The 25243-nt window shown below is 67.4% G+C and carries 23 protein-coding genes; 15 read left to right on the top strand and 8 right to left on the bottom strand.

The window, feature by feature from the left end; translation table 11 throughout:
- The first annotated feature begins 3 nt into the window (after nt 1-3).
- From JW805_11810 to JW805_11795, 4 genes are all read left to right on the top strand, one after another.
- On the top strand, nt 4-1410 hold the full coding sequence (locus JW805_11810; GenBank protein MBN2972702.1) for an aldehyde dehydrogenase: 1407 nt from the start codon (nt 4-6) through the stop codon (nt 1408-1410).
- Nucleotides 1411-1424: 14 nt separating this feature from the next.
- Nucleotides 1425-1949: a DUF3237 domain-containing protein gene (locus tag JW805_11805; GenBank protein ID MBN2972701.1), complete on the top strand. Its 525-nt coding sequence runs from the start codon at nt 1425-1427 to the stop codon at nt 1947-1949.
- A gap of 22 nt (nt 1950-1971) precedes the next feature.
- On the top strand, nt 1972-2808 hold the full coding sequence (locus JW805_11800) for a p-hydroxycinnamoyl CoA hydratase/lyase (GenBank protein ID MBN2972700.1): 837 nt from the start codon (nt 1972-1974) through the stop codon (nt 2806-2808).
- A 150-nt stretch (nt 2809-2958) separates the two neighbouring features.
- On the top strand, nt 2959-5049 hold the full coding sequence (locus tag JW805_11795; protein ID MBN2972699.1) for an acetate--CoA ligase family protein: 2091 nt from the start codon (nt 2959-2961) through the stop codon (nt 5047-5049).
- Between the two features lie 87 nt (nt 5050-5136).
- Here JW805_11795 and JW805_11790 read toward each other — a convergent pair whose 3' ends face one another.
- Entirely contained in the window at nt 5137-5601 is a 465-nt protein-coding gene (locus JW805_11790) for a MarR family transcriptional regulator (GenBank protein ID MBN2972698.1), read from the bottom strand.
- A 117-nt stretch (nt 5602-5718) separates the two neighbouring features.
- Here JW805_11790 and JW805_11785 point away from each other — a divergent pair, with 117 nt between their 5' ends.
- From JW805_11785 to JW805_11775, 3 genes are all read left to right on the top strand, one after another.
- On the top strand, nt 5719-6174 hold the full coding sequence (locus JW805_11785; protein MBN2972697.1) for a MarR family transcriptional regulator: 456 nt from the start codon (nt 5719-5721) through the stop codon (nt 6172-6174).
- Nucleotides 6175-6342: 168 nt separating this feature from the next.
- Nucleotides 6343-8742, top strand: a complete 2400-nt coding sequence (locus JW805_11780) for a TonB-dependent receptor (protein MBN2972696.1) — start codon at nt 6343-6345, stop codon at nt 8740-8742.
- A 409-nt stretch (nt 8743-9151) separates the two neighbouring features.
- Nucleotides 9152-10147, top strand: a complete 996-nt coding sequence (locus JW805_11775; GenBank protein ID MBN2972695.1) for a class 1 fructose-bisphosphatase — start codon at nt 9152-9154, stop codon at nt 10145-10147.
- Between the two features lie 12 nt (nt 10148-10159).
- Here the strand turns inward: JW805_11775 and JW805_11770 are convergent, their stop codons facing one another.
- The 4 genes from JW805_11770 to JW805_11755 form a co-directional block, all read right to left on the bottom strand.
- Nucleotides 10160-10828, bottom strand: coding sequence for a copper resistance protein B (locus JW805_11770; protein ID MBN2972694.1), 669 nt, complete (start codon nt 10826-10828; stop codon nt 10160-10162).
- 485 nt (nt 10829-11313) lie between these two features.
- On the bottom strand, nt 11314-13134 hold the full coding sequence (locus tag JW805_11765; GenBank protein MBN2972693.1) for a copper resistance system multicopper oxidase: 1821 nt from the start codon (nt 13132-13134) through the stop codon (nt 11314-11316).
- Nucleotides 13135-13140: 6 nt separating this feature from the next.
- Nucleotides 13141-13749, bottom strand: a complete 609-nt coding sequence (locus JW805_11760; GenBank protein MBN2972692.1) for a hypothetical protein — start codon at nt 13747-13749, stop codon at nt 13141-13143.
- A 200-nt stretch (nt 13750-13949) separates the two neighbouring features.
- Nucleotides 13950-15743 carry an ATP-binding cassette domain-containing protein gene (locus JW805_11755; protein MBN2972691.1) on the bottom strand — a complete coding sequence of 598 codons (1794 nt, stop codon included), beginning with the start codon at nt 15741-15743 and terminating at the stop codon, nt 13950-13952.
- A 239-nt stretch (nt 15744-15982) separates the two neighbouring features.
- On the opposite strand from JW805_11755, the gene JW805_11750 reads away from it, so the two are divergent.
- The 3 genes from JW805_11750 (at nt 15983) to JW805_11740 (ending at nt 18557) form a co-directional block, all read left to right on the top strand.
- Nucleotides 15983-16288 (top strand): hypothetical protein, encoded by a 306-nt coding sequence (locus tag JW805_11750; protein MBN2972690.1) that lies wholly within the window; start codon nt 15983-15985, stop codon nt 16286-16288.
- 42 nt (nt 16289-16330) lie between these two features.
- Complete coding sequence (locus JW805_11745; protein MBN2972689.1) at nt 16331-17011, top strand: response regulator transcription factor; 681 nt, start codon at nt 16331-16333, stop codon at nt 17009-17011.
- Nucleotides 17012-17189: 178 nt separating this feature from the next.
- On the top strand, nt 17190-18557 hold the full coding sequence (locus tag JW805_11740) for a HAMP domain-containing histidine kinase (protein MBN2972688.1): 1368 nt from the start codon (nt 17190-17192) through the stop codon (nt 18555-18557).
- A 128-nt stretch (nt 18558-18685) separates the two neighbouring features.
- Here JW805_11740 and JW805_11735 read toward each other — a convergent pair whose 3' ends face one another.
- Nucleotides 18686-19666, bottom strand: coding sequence for an LLM class flavin-dependent oxidoreductase (locus JW805_11735; GenBank protein ID MBN2972687.1), 981 nt, complete (start codon nt 19664-19666; stop codon nt 18686-18688).
- A 240-nt stretch (nt 19667-19906) separates the two neighbouring features.
- Between JW805_11735 and JW805_11730 the strand changes: the two genes are divergently transcribed.
- From JW805_11730 to JW805_11720, 3 genes are all read left to right on the top strand, one after another.
- Nucleotides 19907-20578, top strand: a complete 672-nt coding sequence (locus JW805_11730) for a pyrimidine 5'-nucleotidase (GenBank protein MBN2972686.1) — start codon at nt 19907-19909, stop codon at nt 20576-20578.
- Complete coding sequence (gene dapD, locus JW805_11725; GenBank protein MBN2972685.1) at nt 20575-21384, top strand: 2,3,4,5-tetrahydropyridine-2,6-dicarboxylate N-succinyltransferase; 810 nt, start codon at nt 20575-20577, stop codon at nt 21382-21384. The genes JW805_11730 and dapD overlap by 4 nt, the downstream gene beginning before the upstream one ends.
- A 62-nt stretch (nt 21385-21446) precedes the next feature.
- On the top strand, nt 21447-21725 hold the full coding sequence (locus JW805_11720) for a DUF1294 domain-containing protein (protein ID MBN2972684.1): 279 nt from the start codon (nt 21447-21449) through the stop codon (nt 21723-21725).
- Here the strand turns inward: JW805_11720 and JW805_11715 are convergent.
- Together JW805_11715 and JW805_11710 are read right to left on the bottom strand one after the other, a co-directional pair.
- The gene (locus JW805_11715; protein ID MBN2972683.1) at nt 21722-22150 is read right to left on the bottom strand and encodes a CoA-binding protein; all 429 of its coding nucleotides are present in this window, start codon (nt 22148-22150) and stop codon (nt 21722-21724) included. The two genes, JW805_11720 and JW805_11715, sit on opposite strands and share 4 nt — an antisense overlap.
- Before the next feature lies 1 nt (nt 22151).
- Nucleotides 22152-23093 carry an Mrp/NBP35 family ATP-binding protein gene (locus tag JW805_11710; GenBank protein ID MBN2972682.1) on the bottom strand — a complete coding sequence of 314 codons (942 nt, stop codon included), beginning with the start codon at nt 23091-23093 and terminating at the stop codon, nt 22152-22154.
- Between the two features lie 73 nt (nt 23094-23166).
- Between JW805_11710 and hflK the strand changes: the two genes are divergently transcribed.
- Nucleotides 23167-24321 carry an FtsH protease activity modulator HflK gene (hflK, locus tag JW805_11705; GenBank protein ID MBN2972681.1) on the top strand — a complete coding sequence of 385 codons (1155 nt, stop codon included), beginning with the start codon at nt 23167-23169 and terminating at the stop codon, nt 24319-24321.
- Nucleotides 24318-25178 carry a protease modulator HflC gene (locus tag JW805_11700; GenBank protein MBN2972680.1) on the top strand — a complete coding sequence of 287 codons (861 nt, stop codon included), beginning with the start codon at nt 24318-24320 and terminating at the stop codon, nt 25176-25178. The genes hflK and JW805_11700 overlap by 4 nt, the downstream gene beginning before the upstream one ends.
- Nucleotides 25179-25243: the final 65 nt, after the last annotated feature.

The following is a 25243-nucleotide window of genomic DNA, read 5'->3' as shown; positions in this document are numbered from 1 at the left end:
CCGATGGCGTCCGACAAGACATTCGATCGCATCAATCCGGTGACGGGCGAGGTCGCGACGACCGCCGCCGCGTTCGGCCCGGCCGAGGCCGATACCGCGGTCGAGGCCGCCGCCGCTGCGTTTCCCGCATGGTCGGCGCTTGGTCCCAACGCCCGCCGCGCCGCGCTGACCAAGGCGGCGGACGCGCTTGCCGCGAAGGCCGACCAGTTCGTCGAGGCGATGATGGGTGAAATCGGCGCGACCGAGGGGTGGGCGCGTTTCAACCTGATGCTGGCGGTCGGCATGGTCCGCGAGGCGGCGGCGCTGACGACGCAGATCGGCGGCGAGGTCATTCCCTCCGAAAAGCCCGGCTGCATCGCCATGGCGCTGCGTGAGCCGGTCGGCGTGATGCTGGGCATCGCGCCGTGGAACGCGCCGATCATCCTGGGCGTCCGCGCGGTCGCGGTGCCGCTGGCCTGCGGCAACACCGTGGTGCTCAAGGCGAGCGAGCAGTGCCCGCGTACCCACAGCCTGATCGCCGAAGCCTTTGCCGAGGCGCTGCCGGCGGGTGCCGTCTCGATCGTTACCAACGCGCCACAGGATGCGGGCAACGTCGTCGGCGCGCTGATCGACAACCCGCACATCCGCCGCATCAACTTCACCGGGTCGACGCATGTCGGGCGGATCATCGCCAAGCGCGCCGCCGAACATCTGAAGCCGGTGCTCCTGGAACTGGGCGGCAAAGCGCCGCTGATCGTCCTGGAGGACGCCGATCTCGACGAAGCGGTCAAGGCCGCGGCATTCGGGGCGTTCATGAACCAGGGCCAGATCTGCATGTCGACCGAACGGATTATCGTCGTCGATGCCGTCGCCGATGCCTTCGTCGAGAAGTTCGCAGCGAAGGTGGGGACGATGCCGGTCGGCGATCCGCGCGAGGGCAAGACGCCGCTCGGCGCGGTGGTCGACCAGAAGACGGTCGATCATGTCCGCTCGCTGATCGAGGATGCGGTCGGTGCGGGCGCAGTGCAGGTCAACGGCGGTGACGCGAACGGCGTGCTGATGCCCGCGCACGTCATCGACAAGGTCACCCCCGAGATGAAGCTGTTCCGCGACGAGAGCTTCGGCCCCGTCGTCGGCATCATCCGCGCCCGCGACGAGGATCATGCGATCGAACTCGCCAACGACACCGAATACGGTCTGTCGGCATCGGTCTTCACCCGCGACACCGCGCGGGGCCTGGGCGTTGCCAAGCGCATCAAGTCGGGCATCTGTCACGTCAACGGGCCGACCGTCCATGACGAGGCCCAAATGCCGTTCGGCGGCGTGAAGGCGTCGGGCTATGGCCGCTTCGGCGGCAAGGCCGGGATCGACGCCTTCACCGAACTGCGCTGGATCACGATCGAGACCCAGCCCGGCCATTATCCGATCTGATCGGGGCGGCCGCGATGTCGATCCTCCCCATGATCCTTGCCGGTGTCGCGACCGTCGCATCGGTCGTGGGCGCGGACGCTCCGGTCGCGCCACGCCTGACGCCCGTCTTCACGGTGCGTGTCGAGATCGCTCCGCCGGTCGAGCAGGGGGAGATCGACGGCGGGCGGCGTCGGTTCATCCCGATCACCGGCGGCACCATCACCGGCGCGCGGCTGACCGGCACGGTGCTGACCGGCGGTGGGGACTGGCAGACCATCTATCCCGGCGGGTTTACGCGGGTGGAGGCCCGCTATTTCCTGAAGGCTGCCGACGGCACCGTCATCGGCATCCACAATCCGGGTGTCCGCGTCGCCAGCCAGGACGTCACCGACCGTATCGCCCGCGGCGAACGGGTCGATCCGTCCGCCTATTACTTCCGCAGTTCGCCGGTGTTCGACCCCCCGCCGGGTAAGCACCAGTGGCTGCGGGAAAAGACCTTTATCGGTCGCGGCATCCGCATGCCCGACCACGTCCTCATCGAAATCTTCGCCGTCGACTGACGCGCCAGCAGAGGGTTCAACCATGACCGAATACAGCAGCAACGGCGTCGTCGCCTATGACGTCGAAGACCGCATCGCCTGGGTCCGCTTCAACCGCGCCGAGAAGCGCAACGCGATGAGCCCGACGCTCAACCGCGACATGATGGAGGTGCTCGACGCGCTCGAATTCCGCGACGACGTTGGCGTGCTCGTCCTGTCGGGAGAGGGGCCGGCCTGGACCGCGGGCATGGATCTGAAGGAATATTTCCGCGAAACCGAGGCCAAGGGCCTAGCCGGCACGCGCCAGGCGCAGCGCGAAAGCTATGGCTGGTGGCGGCGGCTGCGCTGGTATCAGACGCCGACGATCGCGATGGTCAACGGATGGTGCTTTGGCGGCGGTTATGGCCCGCTGTTCGCCTGCGACCTGGCGTTCGCGGCGGAAGAGGCGAAGTTCGGTCTCAGCGAAATCAACTGGGGCATCCTGCCCGGCGGCGGTGCGACCAAGGTGGCGCAGGAACTGATGCCGTTCCGCAAAGCCATGTATCACGCGATGATGGGCGAGAATATCGACGGCAAGACCGCGGTCGAATGGGGCTTGGTCAACGAAGCGCATCCGCTCTCGGCGCTGAAGGACCGGGTGACCGAGGTCGCCAAGGTGCTGCTTGCGAAGAACCCGGTGGCGCTCAAGGCGACCAAGGATGCGATGAAGCGCGTCGGGGTGATGAGCTACGACGATGCCGAGGACTATCTGGTCCGCGCGCAGGAAGCGGCCAATTCCTACGACAATGAAGGCCGCAAGGAAGGCATTCGGCAGTTCATCGACGAGAAGAGCTACAAGCCGGGGCTGGGCGCCTATGACAAGGACAAGGTGAAGGCCTGAGCTTCATCTGATCCTCCCCGGCACGGGGAGGGAGACCATGCGCAGCATGGTGGAGGGGGCTATCTGCGGGCGATGCCATATGCGGCGAACCCCCTCCGTCAGCGCTGCGCGCTGCCACCTCCCCGTGCCGGGGAGGATCAAAGGACGAAAATGCCCGACCTCTCCCGCCTGCTCACCCCCCGTTCGGTCGTTATCGTCGGCGCGTCGCCGACACCCGGTGCGCTCGGCAATTCGGTGCTGCGCAATCTCGAACGTCACGGCTATGCGGGCGCCATTCATCTCATCAACCCCAAGCGGGACGAGATCGACGGACGGCCGTGCCTGAAGTCGATCGACGAATTGCCGGACGGTGTGGATGCAGCGGTGCTGGCCATCCCCGGACCCGCCGTCCTGGGCGCGGTGCAGGCCCTCGCCAAGCGCAATGTCGGCGCGGCGATCATCTTCTCGGCAGGGTTCGCCGAAGGGGGCGAGGAGGGGCTCGCCGCGCAGGCCGAAGTCGCACGGATTGCGGCCGATCATGGCATGATCGTCGAGGGGCCCAATTGCCTCGGCCTCGTCAACTATGCCGCGGGCGTACCGCTGACCTTCGTCGAGGCGCCGGTGCTCGAACTCGCAGACAAGCCGGCGGTCGGCATCGTCAGCCAGTCGGGCGCGATGGCGGTGGTGCTCGGCACGACGCTGATGGCCAAGGGGCTCGGCATCACCGTGTCGGTGTCGACCGGCAACGAAGCGGCGTCGGGCGTCGAGGATTATGTCGAGCATCTGATCGACGATCCCGCCACCCGGGGACTCGCGATGATCGTCGAACAGTTCCGCAAGCCCGCGCGCTTCCTGGAACTCGCCGAGCGGGCGCGCGCGGCGGGCAAGCCGATCGTCCTGCTCCACCCCGGCACGTCCAGCGCCGCACGCGAATCCGCGGCCACCCACACCGGTGCCATGGCCGGCGACTGGCAGCTGATGCGCGCCAAGGTCGAGCGCGCCGGCGTCATTCTGGTCGACAGCCTGGAGGCGCTGGGTGACGTCGTCGAACTCGCCGTGCGCAGCCAGCCGGTTCGCCGTGGCGGCACCGCCGTCTTGACGGAGAGCGGGGCGTTCAAGGCACTGACGCTCGACCTGGCGGAGACGATCGGGCTCGACCTGCCTCAGATGTCCGGCGATACGGCGGCGGCGTTGCGGGACGCGATTCCCGATTTCATTCCCGTATCGAACCCGATGGACCTGACCGCGCAGGCGCTGGTCGACCCCGATCTCTACCGCCGCACGCTGATCCCGCTGTTGGCCGACGATGCCTATGCCGCGCTGGTGTTCGGCATCATCCAGACCGATCCCGCCACGGCAGCGCGCAAATTTCCCTATATCATCGATGCGGTGGCGGGGCTGAACCCGACCAAGCCGGTGATCTTCGCCGGGTTGGACGACGGGGCACCGGTGCCGGCGGAGTATATAGACGGGCTGCGCGCGATCGGCGTCACCTATTTCCCGTCGCCCGACCGCGCGTTCCGCGCGCTTCGCCACCTGTTGCGCGGGGCGGAGCGGGACTTCGCGCGCGCCGATGCCACGCCGGTCGCGCTCGACCTGCCGGGCGGCGTCATCCCGGAATATCGCGCGAAGCACCTGCTGGCGCCGGTCGGCATTCCGTTTCCGGCAGGCGGGTTCGCTGCCGATGTGGCCGAAGCGAAGGCGGTGGCCGCACGCGTCGGCTACCCGGTCGCGATCAAGGCGCAGGCTGCCGCGCTCAGCCACAAGAGCGATGCCGGCGGCGTCATCCTGAACATCGCCGACGATGCCGCGCTGGAGGCGGCATGGGACCGGCTATACGGCAATGTCGCCGCCTATGACGGCACGATCGCGCTCGACGGCGCGCAAGTGGAGGCGATGGGCAAGCGCGGGGTCGAACTGATCGTCGGCGCGCGCAACGATCCCGACTGGGGGCCGGTCATTCTGGTCGGCTTCGGCGGGGTGACCGCGGAACTGCTCCACGACGTTCGCCTGTTGCCCGTCGATCTCACGAAAGACGCCATCATCGCCGAACTGCGCGCGCTGAAGCAGGGCGCATTGCTCGATGGCTATCGTGGGTCGCCGGCCCTGGATGTGGAAGCGGTCGCGGACCTCATCGCAAACCTCGGTCGCGTGCTGACGGGCACGCCCGCAATCCGCGAGGTCGATCTCAATCCGGTCGTCGTCTATCCGCGGGGCGAAGGCGTGGTAGCGCTCGATGCGCTGATCCTGGCGACCGACTGAGGAGAACCATGCTCCGGCGAAGGGCGAAGCCCTGACCGCCGGAGGGCGGAAAGGTCCAGGGTCTGGACTCAGTCAGCCGTACGCACCCTAGTCCGCCGGCGTTGCCCGTTTCTCGATGCGGCCGAGTAGGTCGAGGAGCATCGCCTTTTCCGCCGCCGAGAAGCCGGCAAGCAACTGCTCCTCATGCGCCTCGATTCGCTGCGTGCACTCGTCGAGCATCGCGGTGCCTTCGGACGAGACCGCCAAGGTGAAGGCCCGACGGTCGGTTGGATCGGTTTCGCGAACGATCAGGCCGGCATCGATCAGCTCGTTGATCAGCGACACCATGTTCGCGCGCTTGATCCCCAGGATGCGTCCGACCGCGCCCTGGTTGATGCCCGGGCTGGCTGCGACGACCGCCAGGATGCCGATCAGCACCTGGCGCATGCCCGTGCCCTCGACCGCTGCGGCAAAGTCTGCGGCAAAGACGCCGGAGGCACGACGAAGGTGATAGCCGACCAACGGGCTGAGTGCGCCGATCAGGGGAGTGGGTGTCGACATCGTCGCTGGCAAGCCAGTTTTTTGGGTGGGCGTCAAACCGATAATCTTCGAAGCTTGGCGAGGCGGGTGACTTGTTCGTGCGGCGCGCTGGGGTAGAGCGACCGGCGATCGCACCAGGAGGATGGACAGGTGAGCGACATGGACCCGATGACCCGCGCCCCCGGGTCGGTCGCCGATATCCTGGGCTTTCACATCCGCCTCGCGCACGGGGCCGTCTATCGACACTTCACCGATACGTTCAGCGATCTGGGCCTGACTCAGAAGCAGGTGTCGGTGCTGTGGCTGATTCACGATCATCCCGGCATCGGGCAGGCCGAACTCGGGCGACGGCTGCAGATGGATCGCGCGACCGTCATGGCGATCGTCAACCGGTTGCAGGCTCGCGATATGGTCGTCCGCGGCGCGTCCACTCTCGATCGCCGTCGTCAGACGCTGGCGCTGACCTCTGCCGGCGACACCGCGCTCGCCGGGGCCCGTACCGCCATCTGCGCGCATGAGGCGTGGCTGAAGGATCGCTTTACCGAAGCGGAGGTACGTACGCTGATCGCGCTGTTGGCGCGCATCCACGAAGCCCGCGAGGTGTGATGTCGGAGCACACCGATTTTTCGTCCGTCCGTCACAGGCGTCGGCATGGGCACGACGCGATCCGCCGAGCGCGGGCTGGCTGTCCAACATAACAGTTATTGACAATAGCAATTACTGGCGTAGCCTGATCGCAAAGGGAGGGGGAACCTCCCGCAGTGGGAGGATGCGATGACTGGTCTTCGTTCGACGATGCGCGCGCTGTTGCGCTGTAATGCCGCGATCGGTGCTCTGGCGATCGCCGCGATACCCGGAACCGCCGTGGCGCAGGATGCGACCGCCCAGGCAGAAGCGGCGGCCGCGACCGACAACCAGGATATCATCGTGACCGCACGTCGGCGCGAGGAAAGCCTGCAGGACACGCCGGTTGCGATCTCGGCCTTCAGCGCCGACATCCTCGAACAGCGGCAGGTCGTACAGACCCAGGATCTGGAACGCATCACGCCCAGCCTGCAGTTCAAGCCGGCCGGTCAGCTTTCGGGCAACACCGCCTCGGCCGTCGTCTTCATCCGCGGCGTCGGCCAGGTCGATCCGACCGCGGCGGTCGACCCGGGCGTCGGGATCTACCTCGACGAAGTCTACCTCGGCCGCGCGGTCGGTGGGGCGATCGATTTTGGCGACATCGACGGCGTCGAAGTGCTGCGCGGGCCGCAGGGGACATTGTTCGGCCGCAACACGATCGGCGGCGCGATCCTGGTCCGCACCCGCCAGCCCGAGCTCGGCAGCTGGAGCGGGCGTGGCCGCCTGCGCATCGGCGACTATGATCTGCGCGAGGGCTTTGCGGCCCTGAACATTCCGATCGGCGACACGCTGGCGGCGCGCGTGTCCGGCGGTTTCCGCAAGCGTGACGGCTATGTCATCCGCGCGGTCGACGGTTTGGATCTGGGCAACGAGAACGGCTATTCGTTCAACGGCGCGGTGAAATGGGAGCCGTCGAAGGATTTCGACCTGTTCATCCGCGGCGATTATTCGCGACGGGACGAAAACGGCGCGCCGTTCGTGCTGGCCGGCGTCAACGAACAGGCGCCGGTCGCGGCCATCGCCAGCGTCGCGGCGGGCTGCCCCGGCGCGACGATCCCCTTTGCGCCGATCGCGCCGGGCAACCCGCGCTTCGGTGCGCCCAACGTGCCGCTGATCAACGACATTCGCTGCGCCAACGACCTTCAGGCGCGCGGCGACTTCGTCAACGGCGGCAACGCGCCGGTCATGAGCATGTCGGAAGTGTGGGGCGTAGCCGGCACCGCCAACATCCGGCTGACCGACCAGGCGCTGGTCAAGCTGATCACCGGCTATCGCGAGACCACGTCGCGCGGCGTCCGCGATGCGGACAACACGCCGCTGACCCTGATCACGACCGATGTCGGCTCGAAGTCCAACCAGTTCAGCCAGGAAGTCCAGCTCCAGCTCGACTTCGGCAAGGTCAATGGCATCCTCGGCGGCTATTATTTCAACGAAGCGACGAATGAGCGCGCGACCGTCTTCCTGGCGTTCCCGCCGTCGCCGCCGGTCATTTCCTCGCTGCTCGCCGGCGGACCTGGCAGTCGCGATCTTCAGGTGTCGCGCCTCAAGACCAATTCGGTCGCCGTGTTCGGCGAGGTCAGCTGGTCGCCGACCGCACGGCTCGAGCTGAGCGGCGGACTGCGCTACACGTCCGACCGCAAATATTATCAGGGCACGGTGCTCAACCTGTTCCCGGCGACCCAACCCGATCCCAACCCGCTGCCGACATTGGCGACGACGCAGGGCGGTTCGCTGTTCATCTTCCCGCGGCCGTTCCAGCGCGATTTCGCCGCGCTGACCGGCTCCGGCAGCGTCCAGTACCGCTGGAACGACGCGATCAGCACCTATGCGTCCTATGCCAAGAGCTTCAAGTCTGGGGGCTTCAACACCCGCTACAATGCCGCGACCGCGGATAACCTGCCGGTGCCCTTCGCCGACGAAAGCGTGACCAGCTACGAAGCGGGTATCAAGACCAACATCGGGCGACTGCGCCTGAACCTGGCGGCGTTCCAGGCCGAATATCAGGATATCCAGCTGATCTTCCGTCAGGGCGTCGTACCGTTGCTGTTCAACGCCGGCGAAGCGCGCATCCGCGGCTTCGAGGCCGAAGCCAGCTACCGCGCGCCTTGGGGGCTGATCTTCGACGGCGGCCTCAGCGTGCTGAAGGACAAGATCAAGAGCATCACGCCCATCCCCGGCGCGACCGCGACCGTTACCCCGGCCGACGATCTTCCCTTCACGCCCGACCTGCAGGCGAACTTCGGTCTGTCATACAGGATCGAACTGGGGAATGGCACCACGCTGACCCCGCGCGTCGACGGCACCTACCAGTCGAAGATCACCTTCATCACCGGCAGCATCCCGCTGATCGAAGAGGACGGCTATTTCGTCGGCAACGCGTCGGTTGGCCTGAAGTTCGCCAATCGCTTTGAAGTGAGTGCGGGCGTCAACAACATCCTCGACTCGCGCTACCTCATTCAGGGCAATGCGTCGCTGGCGACGCTCGGCTATGCCGAACGCATCTTTGCGCGTCCGCGCAACTGGTTCGCGCAGATTTCGGCGTCGTTCTGACGGGGCGAGGGGCGGGCGCCGAACCAAACGGATCGCTGCTGACCCTGGCGGGACGGCGCGACGCGGCGCCCCGCCGGGCCCTGCCGGGTACAGGCACTGCCCGCTACGGTCGACTTGGCCGACGGAGACGCGCGACGATGCGGCCGGACTAACCTGCCGGAAACCGTCCGGCCCCGGCCTGCGGGGCGGGTTCGCACCCATGATCGGACAGCAGCGCGACGCCGGCGGGCAGCCGGGCCGCGAGAAGGATCGCGCCGCTCGATGACTTGAGTGGGCCGCTTTGTCCTGTAAAGGACCGCCATCTTCCGGACCTGCTCGCGTCGACCCCTCAGCAGTCGCCGCGTGGTTGGAACGAAGACGTCCCGTTGCCCCAGTCTGCCTTTCTGCCCCAATCCGGAGCCCGGTCATGATGCAAGCTATGTCGCTCGCCCGTTTCCTGATCGAGCAGCAGCGCGGGGAGGCGGCGTTGCCGGCCGAGCTGCGCCTGCTGATCGAGACCGTCGCGCGCGCGTGCAAGACGATCTGTCATGCCGTGTCGAAAGGGGCGCTGGGCGAAGTGCTCGGCAGCCTGGACAAGGAGAATGTCCAGGGCGAGGTGCAGAAGAAGCTGGACGTGATCGCCAACGAACTGCTGCTCGATGCGAACGAGTGGGGCGGGCATCTGGCAGCGATGGCGTCGGAGGAGATGGAGACGATCCATCGCATCCCGCACCGCTACCCCAAGGGCGAATATCTGCTGCTCTTCGATCCGATCGACGGGTCGAGCAACATCGACGTCTGCCTGTCGGTCGGCACGATCTTTTCGGTGCTGAAGGCGCCGGCCGATGCGGCGGGACGCGAGATTGCGGAGGAAGATTTTCTCCAGCCCGGATCGAGCCAGGTCGCGGCTGGCTACGCCATCTATGGGCCGCAGCCGCTGTTGGTCCTGTCGGTCGGTTCGGGGGTCTATGAATTCACGCTCGATCGCGAAATCGGGTCGTGGCGGCTCACGGACGGGCCGATCCGGCTGCCGGCGGGCACGCCTGAATTCGCGATCAACATGGCGCGGCGGCGGCAATGGTCGGACAGCGTCGTCCGCTTCGTCGACGACCGCGTGGCGGGCGAAACGGGGCCGTGCGGGCGCGAGTATACGATGCGCTGGACCGGATCGATGGTCGCCGACGTCCACCGCATCCTGAAGCGCGGCGGCACCTTCTGCTACCCGACCGACGTCCGTACCGGCGGCGCGCGGTTGCGGCTGATGTACGAGGCCAATCCGATGAGCTACCTGATCGAACAGGCGGGCGGCGCGTCGATCGACGGGACGACCCGCATCCTCGACATCGTACCGACGGGCCTGCACCAGCGGGTTGGTTTGCTGCTGGGCGACGCCGACGAAATCGCGATGCTGCGCGAACCGGCGTAGCGAGTTACGCCGTCAGAACCAGGCGCGGATGCCGGCGACCATGTTGACCCCGCCGGTCCGTTCGCCGTCGGCACGGGCGAAGCGGGCGGTGTCGCCGAAACGGCGTTCCCACGACACGCCGATATAGGGCGCGAACTCGCGCGCTATCTCGTAGCGCAGGCGCAGCCCGGCCTCGGCGTCGGTCACCCCGGAGCCGATGCGGCTCGCGGCCACGTCCTGTGCGGACAGGTTCAGCTCGACGCGGGGCTGCAGGATCAGGCGCTGGGTCACCCGCTGGTCGTAATAGCCCTCGAGCCGGGCGAGCAGATCGCCCTTGTCCGACAGGAACAGCGCGCCCTCCACGTCGAACCAATAGGGAGCGAGTCCCTCGACGCTGATCGTGGCATAGGTCCGGTCGGGGCCGGGCGCGATATCCTGGCGGACGCCCGCCTGCAGGTTGAAATAGGGACCGATCGCGCGGCTGTAGAGCGCCTGGACCTCGCCGCCTGCCGGCTCACTGAAGCGGCCATCGCCTTCGCTTTTCACGGTCAGGCGATTGATGTCGCCGCCATACCAGAATTCGCCGTCCCAGCGGTAGCCATCGCGACCGCGGTCGACCCGCACCTCGGCCAGATTGAGCATCAGCTGCGAGATCGCCATTCCGCCGTGCTCGCGCCGAAGCGTGGCGCGGGCCGCTGCCATCGCGTCGCGGCCCCAGATACGATCGGCGTAATCGGCATCCGGGGCGGCCGGCGCAGGGGCATTGCCGGCGGGCAGCGCGGTACCGATCGCAGCCGTCGGCGCTGTCGCTGCCGGCGTGGACGCGGGGGGCTTCGGCACGCAATGCCCCATCGCGGCATGCTCGGGCGGGCAGCTTGCGTCGGTGCTGGGCGGGGCGATCGGTGCCGGCGGCGGCGCGCTGGCCTCGGGCGTGCAATGGCCCATCGCGGCGTGTTCGGGCGGACAGCCGGCGGTCGCGGCGGGAGGGGGCGTGCGCGTCGCGACCGGCTTGGCGACCTTGCGCACCGGGGTCTTGGGCTGCGCACGGCGCGGAGCCGGCGTCGCCGTCGCTGCGGGCATCGGCATCGTCATGCCGGGCATGTGGTGCCCATGTCCCATCGACTGCGCCGCGGCGGGCGACGCCGTGGCGAGTGCCATCGCCCCGACGTTGGCGAGGATCACCACCCTCACGCCGCGTCGCCTGCGCGCGGCCGGACCGACACGACCTGCATCATGCCGCCGTGCATGTGATAGAGCATATGGCAGTGGAACGCCCAGTCGCCGACCGCATCGGTCGTCACGTCGAACGTCGCGGTCCCGCCTGGCTGGACCTGGATGGTGTGCTTGCGCGGCGCGTACGCACCCTTGCCGGTCACCAGTTCGAAGAAATGCCCGTGCAGGTGGATGGGGTGTCCCATCATGGTGTCGTTGACCAAAGTCACGCGTACCCGTTCGTCCTTCAGGAAAGGGATGGGCTTGGTCACTTCGCTCAGCTTCTGCCCGTCGAACGCCCACATATAGCGTTCCATGTTGCCGGTCAGGTGAATGCGCAGCGCACGATCGGGCGCGCGGACGTCGGGGTTGCGCGTCACCGCCATCAGGTCCGTGTAGACGAGCACGCGATGGCCGACATCCTCCAGCCCCTGGCCCGGCTCGCCCATGCGGTCGACCGGCATCGGGGCGATCGTCTGCACGGTGGGGGTCTTCCTGACCTCCGGCGCGACGGAGAAATCGCGCATCGAATGATTCATGCCCCCCGACCCGTGACCCATGCCGGCGTGCTGGCTGGCGGGCGGGGTGCAATGCCCCATCGCGGCGTGTTCGGGCGGGCAGGCGGCCGCGGCCGGCGCCGGCGATACGCCATGTCCCATCGCGGCATGATCCATTCCCGCCATGGCGCCCATGCCCATGTCCTTCATGTCGGCGAGCGGCCGGCGACGGAGGGGAGGGACCTCGGCGGCCATGCCTTCGCGCGGGGCGAGCGTGGCGCGCGCCATGCCCGACCGGTCGACGCTTTCGCCGACGATCGTATAGGCGCGATCGTCGCTCGGCTCGACGATGACGTCGTAGGTCTCGGCCACCGCGATCTGCATCTCGTCGATCGCGACCGGCCGCACCGGCAGGCCATCGGCTTGGACGACGGTCATCTTCAGGCCCGGAATGCGGACGTTGAAGGTCGTCATCGCCGATGCGTTGATCAGCCGCAGCCGCACGCGCTCGCCCGGGCGGAACAGCCCGGTCCAATTGTCGCGCGGGCCGTGGCCGTTGACCAGGTAGGTGTAGGTGCTGCCCGTCACGTCGGCGACGTCGGTCGGGTCCATGCGCATGGCGCCCCACGCGCGCCGTTCCTTCGCGGACTGATCCTTGCCGGCGAGCAGGCTGGCCAGCGTCTGCTTCTGATAGTTGAAATAGCCGCCCTGCTGCTTGAGCTTCCGGAAGATCGTGTGCGGGTGCAACTGGCTGTGGTCGGACAGCAGGATGACGTGCTCGCGGTCGGCGCGGACGGGGTCTTCGCCCGCGGAATCGATCACGATCGGACCATAATGTCCCATCTGTTCCTGCAGCCCGGAATGGCTGTGGTACCAATAGGTGCCCGCCTGCACGACCGGAAATTCATAGGTGAAGGCCGACCGTGGCTTGATGCCGGGAAAGCTGACGCCCGGCACGCCGTCCATGTGGAACGGCAGGATCAGCCCGTGCCAGTGGATCGAGCTGTCCTCGTCGAGCGTGTTCTCGACGTGCAGGCGGACCGTCTGCCCCTCGCGCAGGCGGATCAGCGGTGCCGGCACGGTGCCGTTGATGCCGATCGCGTGGGACCGGCGCCCGTCGATCGTCATCATCTGGTGCGCGATGCGCAGGTGAATGTCCTCGCCCGACACGCTCGGCAGCGGGCGCACGATGCCGGCGGATACCGGCTGCGCCCAGGCGGGAAACCAGGGCGCCAGCGCGGCGGTCCCGCCCAGAGACAGGGCGTTGCGGATCATTCCGCGGCGGTCGGTCGAGATCATCGTGCGTCAGCGCGTCCTGGCAGAGGTCAGGCGCAGCGTTTTCAGGTCGAAGATCTGGATTTCGCTGCCCATGTCCGCATAGATGATTCGCGTCGGGTCCGCCGGCAACACGCGGAAGAACCGGTCGCCCGCCGGCCCGATGCCGAGCGCTCCGCACGGATTCTCCTGCGGTTCCTTCGCATTGGCGATGTCATACGCCCGCTTCTGCGCGCCGGTCGGCTCGAGCAGCCAGACGGTGCCCCAGTCGCCATAGTTGCGACGCTTGACCAGACGGCACGACGACTTGGCACGGCCGGTGACCTTCAGCACCGCGGGCAGGATCGCGGTGACGGGGGCGCCCCGCGCGCGGCGAAAGGTGCGCAGGACGATCTGCCGGTCGCGGGCGGGCGCGGTCGGCACGATGGCGAAGCCGTCGACATCGTTGGCCGGCACCAGTCGCTGGTCGCCATCGGCCTTGCCGCACGCATAGCTCCAGATCGAATAGCTCCGCCCGGTGACCTTTCCCCAGCGGCAGCCGGTGAAGGTCTCCGACGCGACCTTCGAGGGGCGGACGGCCTGTGCGTCGGCAGGCGCCGCTGCGACGGCGGCCAGGAGGAGCGGGACGATCTGAATCATGGCGACCCTGCTACCGCCGATCGCCACGCTGCGAAAGCGTCCCGCGGCTCCCCGGCAAATGCGTGTCTCCTGCGGCTGGCGTTCGACAAGCGGTCGACGGTCTTGACATAGCATTGGATCGGCCTGACCGATCGGATCATACCGACACAGGCTCTCCCTTGAGGGGGCTGAGCCTTGCGGAAGCCCATCCCCCGGAGACCCTATCCCAACCCCTCGGCCATTTCCGCCAGCTCGAGCCACCGCATCTCGGCCATGTCCTTCTCGTCGCGCGCCTTGGCGACCGAAGCCATCAGGGCGTCGAATTTCTTCGGATCGCGCATGAACAGGGTCGCGTCGGCCAGCGCCGCTTCGTCGCGCGCAATCGCGGCATCCAGCTCGTCGATCCGCTTGGGCAACAGGTCGTAGTCGCGCTGGTCCTTGTACGAGAGTTTCGCCGCCTTCGGCTTGGGCGCCTCGGCGACCGGCGCCGCCTTCACCGGTGCCCTGGCGGCGATTTTCGGCTTCCGCTTGGCCTCCCAATCGGCATAGCCGCCCGCGACCACGTCGACCGTACCCGACCCGTCGAGGCCCAGCGTCACCGTCACCGTCCGGTCGAGGAAGTCGCGGTCGTGGCTGACGATCAGCACCGTGCCCGCATAGTCCGCGATGACTTCTTGCAACAGATCGAGCGTCTCGAGGTCGAGATCGTTGGTCGGTTCGTCGAGCACCAGCAGGTTCGACGGCCGCGCGAACTCACGCGCCAGCAGCAGACGCGACCGCTCGCCGCCCGACAGCGTGCCGATCTTGGCATCGACCAGCGAGGGGTCGAACAGGAACTCCTTGAGGTAGCCCGCGACATGCTTCTTGCTGCCCTGGACCTCGATCCACTCGCCGCCCTGGGTCAGCACGTCGCGCACGGTCTTGTCGGGCGCCATCAGCTTGCGCTGCTGGTCGATGACGATGCCGTCCAGCGTCTTGGCAAGCCGGATTGTGCCCTCGTCGGGCGCCAGTTCGCCGGTCAACAGGCGAAGCAGGGTGGTCTTGCCTGCGCCGTTCGCGCCGACGATGCCCAGCCGGTCGCCACGCGTGACACGCAGGTTCAGGTCCTTGATGACCGTGCGTTGTTCGTTTCCGGCGCCGAACCGCTTCGTCACGCCCTTAACATCGATGACGACCTTGGTCTTGCTGTCGTCCGCGGCGACCGACAGGGCGGCGGCGCCTTGCGGCCCCTGCATCGCGGCGCGTTCGGCGCGCATTTCCTTGAGTTTCGCGAGCCGCCCCTGGTTGCGCCGCCGCCGCCCGGTGACGCCGCGCTGCAGCCAATGTTCCTCGATCTTCAGCTTCGCATCGAGCCGCGCGGCGTTGCGTTCCTCCTCGGCATAGACCGTCTCGGTCCAGGCCTCGAACCCTCCGAAGCCGACTTCGGCGCGGCGGATCTTGCCGCGGTCGAGCCACAAAGTCGACTTGGTCAGGTTGGTCAGGAACGCGCGGTCGTGGCTGATCGCGACGAACGCGCCGCGGAAACGTGACAGCCAATCCTCCAGCCACTCGATCGCATGGATGTCGAGGTGGTTGGTCGGTTCGTCGAGCAGCAGCACGTCGGGGTCCATCGCCAGCGCCCGCGCGATCGCCGCCCGCCGCCGCTCGCCGCCGCTCGCCGTCGCCGCCTCGCGGTTCAGGTCGATGCCCAGCTGGTCGGCGATCGCCTCGACCTCGTGACGCTCGGGCGCATCGTCGCCCGACAGCGTGAAGTCGCGCAGCGTCGCGGAGCCGTCGACCTTGGGGTCCTGTTCGAGCAGGATAACCTTCGTGCCGGGCACGATCGTGCGGCGGCCTTCGTCGGAATCGATCGTGCCGGCGATCAGTTTCAACAGCGTCGTCTTGCCCGCGCCATTGCGGCCGATGAGCGCCAGCCGGTCGCGTTGGCCGATGAACAGGTCGAGGTCGCGGAAGAGCCAGCCAGAGCCCTGGACGAGGCCGAGCTTTTCGTAGGAGAGGATGGGGGCAGAGGCCATATGCCGCGCGGCCTAGCGAGTTAGCGCAGCTAAATCGAGGCTCAAGCGCAGCCTCGGCCGGCGTCGCTACGAGCGACGACCGACAAAGCCTGTCCTGAGCGCCTGCCTTGCAGGCAGTCGAAGGGCGGCTTTGCCCCGGCGCCACCACACCCGAAACTGTGGCCCAATCATCACACCCCGCGCCTTTCCTGACACTGCGCTGCCACGACCATTCACAGTCCGTTCAAAGCGATGCACCTATGCCGCCGTCCATGAGCATGTTCCTGACCGCCCTGACCGGCCTGGCCTTGACCACAGCCGCGCCCGAGCCGCCGTCGCAGACGCGCGAGCAGGAGGCGGTGCTGGCCGCCCGCCGCGAAGGGCGCATCCTGCCGCTCAGCGAGATTCAGCGCCGGGTGATCCCGTCGATGCAGGGGGCCAAATATCTCGGCGTCGACTTCGATTCGGGAACCGCGGTTTACACGCTGAAGTTCCTGCGCGATGGGTCGATGATCTGGGTGATGGTCGACGGTCGGTCGGGCAACATCATCGGTCGAAGCCGCTGACGCCCGGCACCGAATTGGCGCCACCGAACAGGGGAGACATTGATGCGCGTTCTGATCGTCGAGGACGAACCCAATCTCGGCCAACAGCTCCGCAATACGCTGGAAGGTGCGGGCTATGCCGTCGATCTGGCGACGGATGGTGAAGAGGGGCATTTCCTCGGTTCGACCGAGCAATATGACGCGATCATCCTCGACCTGGGCCTGCCCGAAGTCGATGGACTGACCGTGCTCGACCGCTGGCGCAAGGAAGGCCGCACCGCTCCCGTGCTGGTGCTGACCGCACGCGACAGCTGGTCGGACAAGGTTGCCGGGCTCGACGCGGGCGCCGACGATTATGTCGCCAAGCCGTTCCAGACGGAGGAGTTGATCGCCCGCCTGCGTGCGCTGATCCGCCGCGCGTCGGGCAACGCCTCGGCAGAGCTGACCGCGGGCGACATCCGCCTGGACACCCGTTCGGGCAAGGTGACCAAGGCTGGCGAGCCGGTGAAGCTGACCGCGCAGGAATATAAGCTGCTCAGCTATCTGCTGCACCACAAGGGCAAGGTCGTCAGCCGCACCGAGCTGATCGAACATATCTACGACCAGGATTTCGACCGCGATTCGAACACGATCGAAGTGTTCGTGACGCGCATCCGCAAGAAGCTGGGTCAGGACGTCATCACGACCATCCGCGGGCTCGGTTACAGCCTGGACGAACCCGACGAGCGCCGGCCGAGCGAGTGACCATTAAAGCCCTCTCCCCCTCTGGGGAGAGGGTTGGGAGAGGGAAAGGTTTCTCACCGAGACTATCGCCCTTGGCCCGGCCCCTCTCCCCACCAGTGTCGGGTCGGCCATGCTCCCAGCATGGCCAAAACAGCGCGGGGCGCTGTTTACCCGTCACTCCCCTCAAGGGGAGAGGGCTATGACAGTTTCTACCGACCCCCCACGCCCCTACGTCCGCGTCACGGGCTCGATCTCGCGCCGGATGATCGCGATCGCGGCGGCGTGGATCCTCGTGCTCCTCGCCGGCGGCGGTTATGCGCTCGACCGTGTGCTCACATCGGCGATCAGCAGCAATTTCGACAATCAGCTCGAATTTCTGCTCAACACGATGCTTGCATCGGCCGAGATCGATTCGGAGGGCGAACTGGTCTTCAACCGGCAGCTCGCCGATCAGCGCTTCCTGGAGCCCAATTCGGGTCTCTACTGGCAGATCAGCGGCGGCGACTTCGCGCCTTTCCCGTCACGCTCGCTGTGGGACCGGCGGCTGGCGACCACCGAGAAGCACAACGATCGCAACGTCCACATCTATAATTCGACGCAGTTCCCTGACGAGACGTTGCGGGTCGCGGAGATCGATTCGACGGTGCCGGGATCGCCGGTGCGCTGGCGGTTCCAGATCGCGCAGAACCGCGATGCGCTCGACGAACAGATTTCGGCACTGCGCCGCGTGCTGGTCCGCAGCTTCCTGCTGCTGGGCGCCGGGCTGATCGTAATGGTCGCGCTCCAGACGATCTGGGGGCTGCTTCCCTTGCGCAAGCTCCGCCTCGAGATCCAGCGGTTGCGCGAAGGCAAGTCGACGCGGGTCGAGGGCGACATGCCGATGGAAATCGCGCCGATGGTCGAGGAGTTGAACGCACTGGTCGCACACAACGACCGCCAGGCAGAGGAGGCGCGGCGGCATGCCGGCAATCTCGCACATGCGCTGAAGACCCCGCTGACCGTCATCATGAATGCCGCCGCCGCGGGGCAGAGCGACCTTGCCGAAACCGTGATCCGCGAGGCGCGGACGATGCGGCGCCAGGTCGACCATCACCTCGCGCGTGCGCGTGCGGTCGGGCGGCGCGGCTCCGCGCACAGCCGCGCGGACGTCTGGCCCTCCGTCGAGGCAGTCGAGCGTGCGGTCGCGCGCCTCTATCCCAACGTCCGCATCGACGTGGACGGGCAAAAGGACCTGATCGCGCGGATCGAGCGGCAGGACCTCGACGAAATCCTCGGCAACCTAGTCGAGAACGCCGCGAAATATGGCGGTGGCAGCGTGTTCGTGACGGCGCGGGCGAACGCCGGTTTCGTCGAGATTCTGGTCGAGGACGACGGGATGGGCATCCCCGAGGCCGACCGCATCCGCATCTTCGACCGCGGCGTGCGGCTGGATTCGGGCAAGCCGGGGACGGGGCTCGGCCTCGCGATCGTGCGCGACGTCGCGGAAATCTACGAAGGCACGGCGAGCCTGGAGGAAAGCGACGATCTGGGCGGGCTGCTGGTGCGGCTCAGGTTACCGGCAGCGTAGAATCCTCCCCGGTACGGGGGGAGACCGCCGCGAAGCGGTGGTGGAGGGGGTTCTCCACGAGCGACACCCTCTGCGGCCCACCCCCTCCACCAGCCTACGGCTGGTCCCCTCCCCGCAAGCGGGGAGGATTACAGCGACCGCATGACCTCGGCCGCGATCGACAAGCTCCGCTTCCGCGCGGCCTGGTCGTAGATCGAACTCGTCAGCATGATCTCGTCCGCGCCGGTGCGGTCGATGAACGCGCGCAAGCCCTTCGCTACCGTGTCCGCCGATCCGATCGCCGTGCACGACAGCACATGGTCGAGCATCGCGGCGGCCTGTGGGGGCAGGCTCTCGCGATAGCCGGGGACCGGCGGGGGCAGCTGAATGCCGGTGCCGGTGGTGCGGATCGCGACGAACGCCTGTTGCTGCGACGTGGCGAGCAGTTGGGCCTCTTCGTCGGTATCCGCGGCGATCACGTTGAACGCGGGCATGAAGTGCGGCTTGCCCGCGCCGGCAAAGTCCCGCCGATAGATCGCGGCGGCGGCATCGAGCGAATCCGGCGCGAAGTGCGAGGCGAAGCTGTACGGCAGCCCCAGCATCGCCGCGAGTTGGGCGCCGAAGGTGCTCGATCCCAGGATCCACAGCTTTACGTCCGCCCCGCCGCCGGGAGTCGCATGGATGCCGGTCGCGCCGTCATCGGCGAACAGGCTCTGCAACTCGACGACATCGCGCGGGAAGGCGTTGGGATCGCTGTCGAGCGTCCGCCGGAGCGCTCGCGCCACGCGCCCGTCGCTGCCCGGCGCTCGGCCGAGACCCAGGTCGATCCGTCCGGGATAGAGCGCGTCGAGCGTGCCGAACTGTTCGGCGATCACCATCGGCGCGTGGTTGGGCAGCATGATCCCGCCCGCGCCGACGCGGATGGTCTTCGTCGCGGCCGCCAAGTGACCGATGACGACCGCCGTCGCGGCACTCGCGATCCCCGGCATGCCATGATGCTCGGCGACCCAATAGCGGGTGAAGCCTTGCGCTTCCGCATGCGCTGCGAGCTTGGCGGCGTGGGCGAGCGCCTGGCCCGCGGTGCCGCCTTCGAGGATCGGGACGAGGTCGAGGAAACTGTACGGTATCATGACCGCCCATGTGGGGGCGGGGGCAAGGCTCGGTAAGAGAAGAAGAAGTTTTGTTCCGAGAAGGCGCGAAGGCGCTAAGGCGTTCAGTGCTCGCCGCGAATGCGGCCTTCTTCCCAGACCGATCAGGCGAAGGTGTCGCTGTCGCGAGACGGGGCAGCGGGCGAGGGCTCTTCGTGCCTTCGCGTCTTCTCTGAACAATCTCTCTTCTTCTTCCGGCAGCCTTGCCCTAAGCGGCCGCCCATGCGCGCCGATCTCGCCCACATCGAAGCCTGGGTCTTCGACATGGACAACACGCTCTACCCGGCGTCCTGCAACCTGTTCGCGCCGATCGAGGCGCGGATGACGGGGTATATCGCCGAGAAGCTGGGCCTGCCCGAGGCGGAGGCATCGGCGCTCCGGCGTGGTTGGTTTCTTAGCCACGGCACGACGCTCGCCGGGCTGATGGCCGAGCACGGCGTCGATCCGCACGAGTTCCTGGCCTATGTCCACGACGTCGAAATGGACGTGCTGGAGGAAAACGCGCCGCTCGCCGCGCTGATCGCGAAGCTGCCGGGGCGCAAGATCGTCTTCACCAACGGCGACGGGCCCTATGCCGAAAAGGTGCTTGGCCGCCTGGGGCTGGGGTCGACGTTCGAAGGCGTGCACGACATCCATGCGATGGCGCTGGCGCCCAAGCCCGCGCCGATCGCCTACCAGAGCCTGTGCGACGCCTACCGCCTCGACCCGGCCGCCGCGCTGTTCGCCGATGACATGGCGCGCAATCTGGCGCCGGCCAAGGCGATCGGCATGACGACGTTGTGGATCGACAACGGATCCGAACACCAGCCCGAGGCGCACGCCGCGCCGTACATCGACCATGCGACCGCGGATCTGACCGCGTGGCTCGCCGACCTGTTGGGAGACCCCCTGTGACCGATCTGCAATCGACCATCGACGCCGCCTGGGACGACCGCGCGTCGCTCAGCACCGCCACCACCGGCGCCGTGCGCGACGCGGTGAACGAGGCGCTGGCGATGCTCGATGCCGGCACTGCGCGCGTCGCCGAGCCGACCGGTCAGGGCTGGCAGGTCAATCAGTGGCTGAAAAAGGCGGTGCTGCTGTCGTTCCGCTTGAACGATAACGTGCCCATGGACGGGTGGTACGACAAGGTGCCGCTGAAGTTCGCCGACTGGGGCGCCGACCAGTTCCGCGACGCGGGCTTCCGCGCGGTGCCGGGCAGCGTCGTGCGCCGCGGTGCCTTCATCGGCAAGGGCTGCGTGCTGATGCCGAGCTTCGTCAACATCGGCGCCCATGTCGGTGACGGCACGATGGTCGACACCTGGGCGACGGTCGGATCGTGCGCGCAGATCGGACGGAACGTTCACCTGTCGGGCGGCGCAGGGATCGGCGGCGTGCTCGAACCGCTCCAGGCCGATCCGGTCATCATCGGCGATGGCGCGTTTATCGGCGCACGTGCCGAAGTGGCGGAGGGCGTCCGCGTCGGTGAAGGCGCCGTACTATCGATGGGCGTCTATCTCGGCGCCTCGACCCGCATCATCGACCGCGCGAGCGGCAAGGAATATCGCGGCGAAGTGCCGCCCTATTCGGTTGTCGTGTCCGGCAGCGCGCCATCGGCCAGCAATCCGAACGGGCCGAATCTCTACTGCGCGGTCATCGTGAAGACGGTCGATGCGCAGACGCGGTCGAAGACGGGGATCAACGAGCTGCTGCGGGACTGAAGGACTAAGCATTCACGCTATCTGGTAAGCTCACGGAAACGTCGGGCCGCTAAGACCGCGTCATGTCGATCACGGTTTTGATCATCGTTGGTGTCGTTATCGTCAACGCGGTCACGTTCGTGCAATTCGGGGCAGACAAACAGCGTGCCATGCGCGGTGTGCGACGCATCCGGGAATCGCACCTTTTGCAACTGGCTTTTTTCGGCGGCACCCCCGCGGCGTATCTCGCGCGCCGTGTCTATCGGCACAAGACACGCAAACAGCCGTTTTCGGATCAACTTGCCGCGATCGCGATGCTGCAGGTCGGCGTAACGATCGGCCTGACGATCGCATTTTTCTAGGCGACCGGCGCCACACCCAATCGCGGGATCTCGATCGCGGGGCACCGGTCCATCACGACCTTCAGCCCCGCCGCCTCGGCGCGTGCCGCCGCTTCGTCGTTGACGACGCCCAATTGCATCCACACCGCCTTCGCGCCGATCCGGATCGCTTCGTCCACCGCCTCGCCGGCGGCCTGGGGGCGGCGGAAGATGTCGACGATGTCGATCGGGTCGCCGAGTTGCGCCAGCTCGCGGAAGACGAACTCGCCGTGGACATGTTCGCCGGTGATCTGCGGATTGACCGGGATCACGCGGTAGCCATGGTCCTGAAGCCGCTGCATCACGCCGTAGCTCGGCCGGTCGGGCCGATCGGACGCGCCGACCACGGCGATGGTGCGTGCGCTCTCCAGCAGCGCCTTGATATCCTCGTCGCAGGTCAGCGGCATATCACCCTCCGTTGGTGCGGAGCCAGTCGTCCACCTGCTCCGCCACCGCATCGAACGCCGCCGCATCCGGGCCGTTCCCGGCGGCCGGGGGCGTACCGGCGTCGGACGCGGCGCGGACCTCGCGGCTCAAGGGAATGCGGCCCAGGAACGGCAGGCCCAGCCGCTCGGCATCGGCCTGCGCGCCGCCCGAGCCGAACGGATCGCTGACCTCGCCGCAATGCGGGCAAGCATAGCCGGCCATATTCTCGATCAGGCCGATGATCGGTACGCCCGCCTTTTCGAAGAAATCGATCGCGCGCCGCGCGTCGATCAGCGCCAGATCCTGCGGCGTCGAGACGATGACGGCCCCCGCCGGGCGGTGCTTCTGCACCATCGTCAGCTGGACGTCGCCGGTGCCGGGTGGCAGGTCGAGGATCAGCGGGTCGGCCGCGCCCCAATGCGCATCGAGCAACTGGCTGAGCGCGCCTGCGAGCATCGGCCCGCGCCAGGCGATCGCCTGGGCCCGGGGCACCAGCATACCCATCGAAACGAGTCCCACGCCTGCCGCCGTCGGCACCGGGAACATCCGCTTGTCGGCGGCATCGGGGGTTGCGTCCTCCACGCCGAACAGCCGCGGTTGCGACGGACCGGAGATGTCCGCATCGACGAGTCCGACGGGCCGCCCGCGCTTGGCCAGCGCGACCGCAAGATTGGCCGACACGGTCGATTTGCCGACGCCACCCTTGCCGCTGGCCACCGCGATCAGCCGCCGCGCAACCCGCGACGCCGTGCGCGCGACACGCGCTTCCAGGCCCGCCGCTTCGGCGACCGCGCGCGCCTGCGCTTCCAACGTGTCCGCCGCGTCGGGGGACAGGCCGGTCACGTCGAGGATGATGCTGGCGCGGCCGTCGGCGACGCGCGCGGTGGCGCCGGGCGGCAGACCGGGCAGGGAAGTGTCGTTCATGTCGCAGGCGATTTAGGTCCGCGGGCGCGCCGTGCCACTGTTTTTCTGAAAAGCCGCACCTATAAAGACAGGCATGAGCATCTTTTCGGGGCTGGCCACTCTCGGCGGCATCCTTCGCAACGAACCACCGAAGAGTCCATGGGGCGGGCCGCCATCGGGCGGCGACGGCAATGGCGGTAAGGGGAGTGGCGGCGGCAATGACGGGCCGCGCAATCCCTGGTCCTTCCCGCCCGAGGGGCGCCGTCCGCGTCCCGGCGGTCCCAGCGCGCTCGACGAACTGCTGAAGCGGGCAAAGACCGGCGGCGGGGGCGGCGGCGGCTTTTCGGGCGGCGGTTTCCCCGGCGGCGGCCTGCCGGCCAAGCGGCTGTGGGCGATCGGCGTCGGTGTGATCGCGGCGATCTGGCTGGTCTTCACCAGTTTCCAGCAGATCGGCCCGCAGGAACGCGGCGTCGTCACCTTCTTCGGCAAATATTCGCGCGTGCTCGAACCCGGCATCCATCTTGTCCTGCCGGCGCCGATCAACAGCGTGACGAAGGTCAACGTCCGCGCGATCCGCGAAGAGAATTTCCCGACCTCGGGGTCGGGCGAGAATCTGATGCTGACCGGCGACCAGAATATCGTCGATCTGGGCTATCAGGTGCGCTGGAACATCGCGAACCCGCAGGACTTCGTCTTCCAGATCCGCAATCCGCAGGAAACCGTCCGCGCGACCGCCGAAAGCGCGATGCGCGCGGTCGTCGCCGACGTGACGCTCGACCAGGCGATCGGCCGCGGCCGGACGGTGATCGAGGCGCGCGTGCAGCAGACGATGCAGCAGATCCTCGACGACTATAATTCGGGCATCATGGTCCAGGGCGTCGCCATTTCGAAGGCGGATCCGCCGGCGGCCGTCAACGACGACTTCAAGGCGGTATCGGCCGCCCAGCAGCAGGCGCAGGCGAACCTGAACAACGCCCGCGCCTATGCGCAGCAGGTCATCGCCCGCGCGCAGGGTGAGGCGGCGAAGTTCGACAAGATCTACGAACAGTACAAGACCGCGCCGGAAGTCACCCGCCGCCGCCTCTATTACGAAACGATGGAAGCCGTGCTCGCCAAGTCGAACAAGACGATTATCGAGGCGCAGGGCGTGACGCCCTACCTCCCGCTTCCCGAAGCGGCCAAGCGCCTGCCCGAACCGGCGACGCCGGCGACCACGCCCGCGCCTGCGGTGCAGGGAGGTGGCCAGTGACCGGCTGGTTGAAGGGCCCGATGGGCCTCGGCATCGCGCTGCTCGCGGCCGTCATCGTCCTGCTGTCGACGTTCACGATCGTCGATGAGAAGCGCCAGGCGGTCATCCTGCGCTTCGAACAGCCCGTGCGTACCGTGAACGCGTGGCAGCCGAACCGCGATTTCGGCAACACCGGCGCCGGCGTCATCGCGCGCATCCCGTTCGTCGACCGCATCGTCTGGGTCGACAAGCGCGTGCTCGACGTCGATCTGGAAAACCAGCCGGTGCTCTCGACCGACCAGCTGCGACTGCAGGTCGACGCCTATGCCCGCTTCCGCGTGATCGATCCGCTCAAGATGGTCGTGACAGCGCGCAGCGAAGAGGGCGTGACCTCGGCGCTCCAGCCGCTGTTCAGTTCGGCGCTGCGGGCCGAGCTCGGCAAGGTCGAATTCGCGACATTGCTCAGCCCCGAACGCGGCCAGGTGATGGACAATATCCAGACCCGCCTGCAGAATTACGCGACCCAGTACGGCGTCCAGATCGTCGACGTGCGGATCAAGCATGCCGATCTGCCGGACGGCACGCCGCTCGAATCCGCGCTTAACCGCATGCGCACCGCGCGCCAGCAGCAGGCACTGACCATCCGCGCACAGGGCCAACGCAATGCGCAGATCGTGCAGGCCGAGGCGGATGCCCAGGCGTCTAAGATCTACGCCGATGCGTTCGGCAAGGATCCGCAATTCTACGACTTCTACCGGGCGATGCAGTCCTATCGCTACACCTTCGGCGCCGATGGCCAGGCGGATGAAGGCCGCGGTGGAACATCGATCATCCTCAGCCCGCAGAACGGGTATCTGCGCGAATTCGGGGGACGATAGAACGAAGGGAACAGGCGGCGGACCAATTGCCTTCAGTCAGCGTTCAGCAAAGGCCAGCGAGACTG

Origin of the sequence: Roseomonas aeriglobus (genome assembly GCA_016937575.1) — a bacterium.
Taxonomy (GTDB): domain Bacteria; phylum Pseudomonadota; class Alphaproteobacteria; order Sphingomonadales; family Sphingomonadaceae; genus Sphingomonas; species Sphingomonas aerigloba.
Note: the sequence above shows the minus strand (reverse complement) of the source record. Positions and strands in the feature narration are given on the sequence as shown.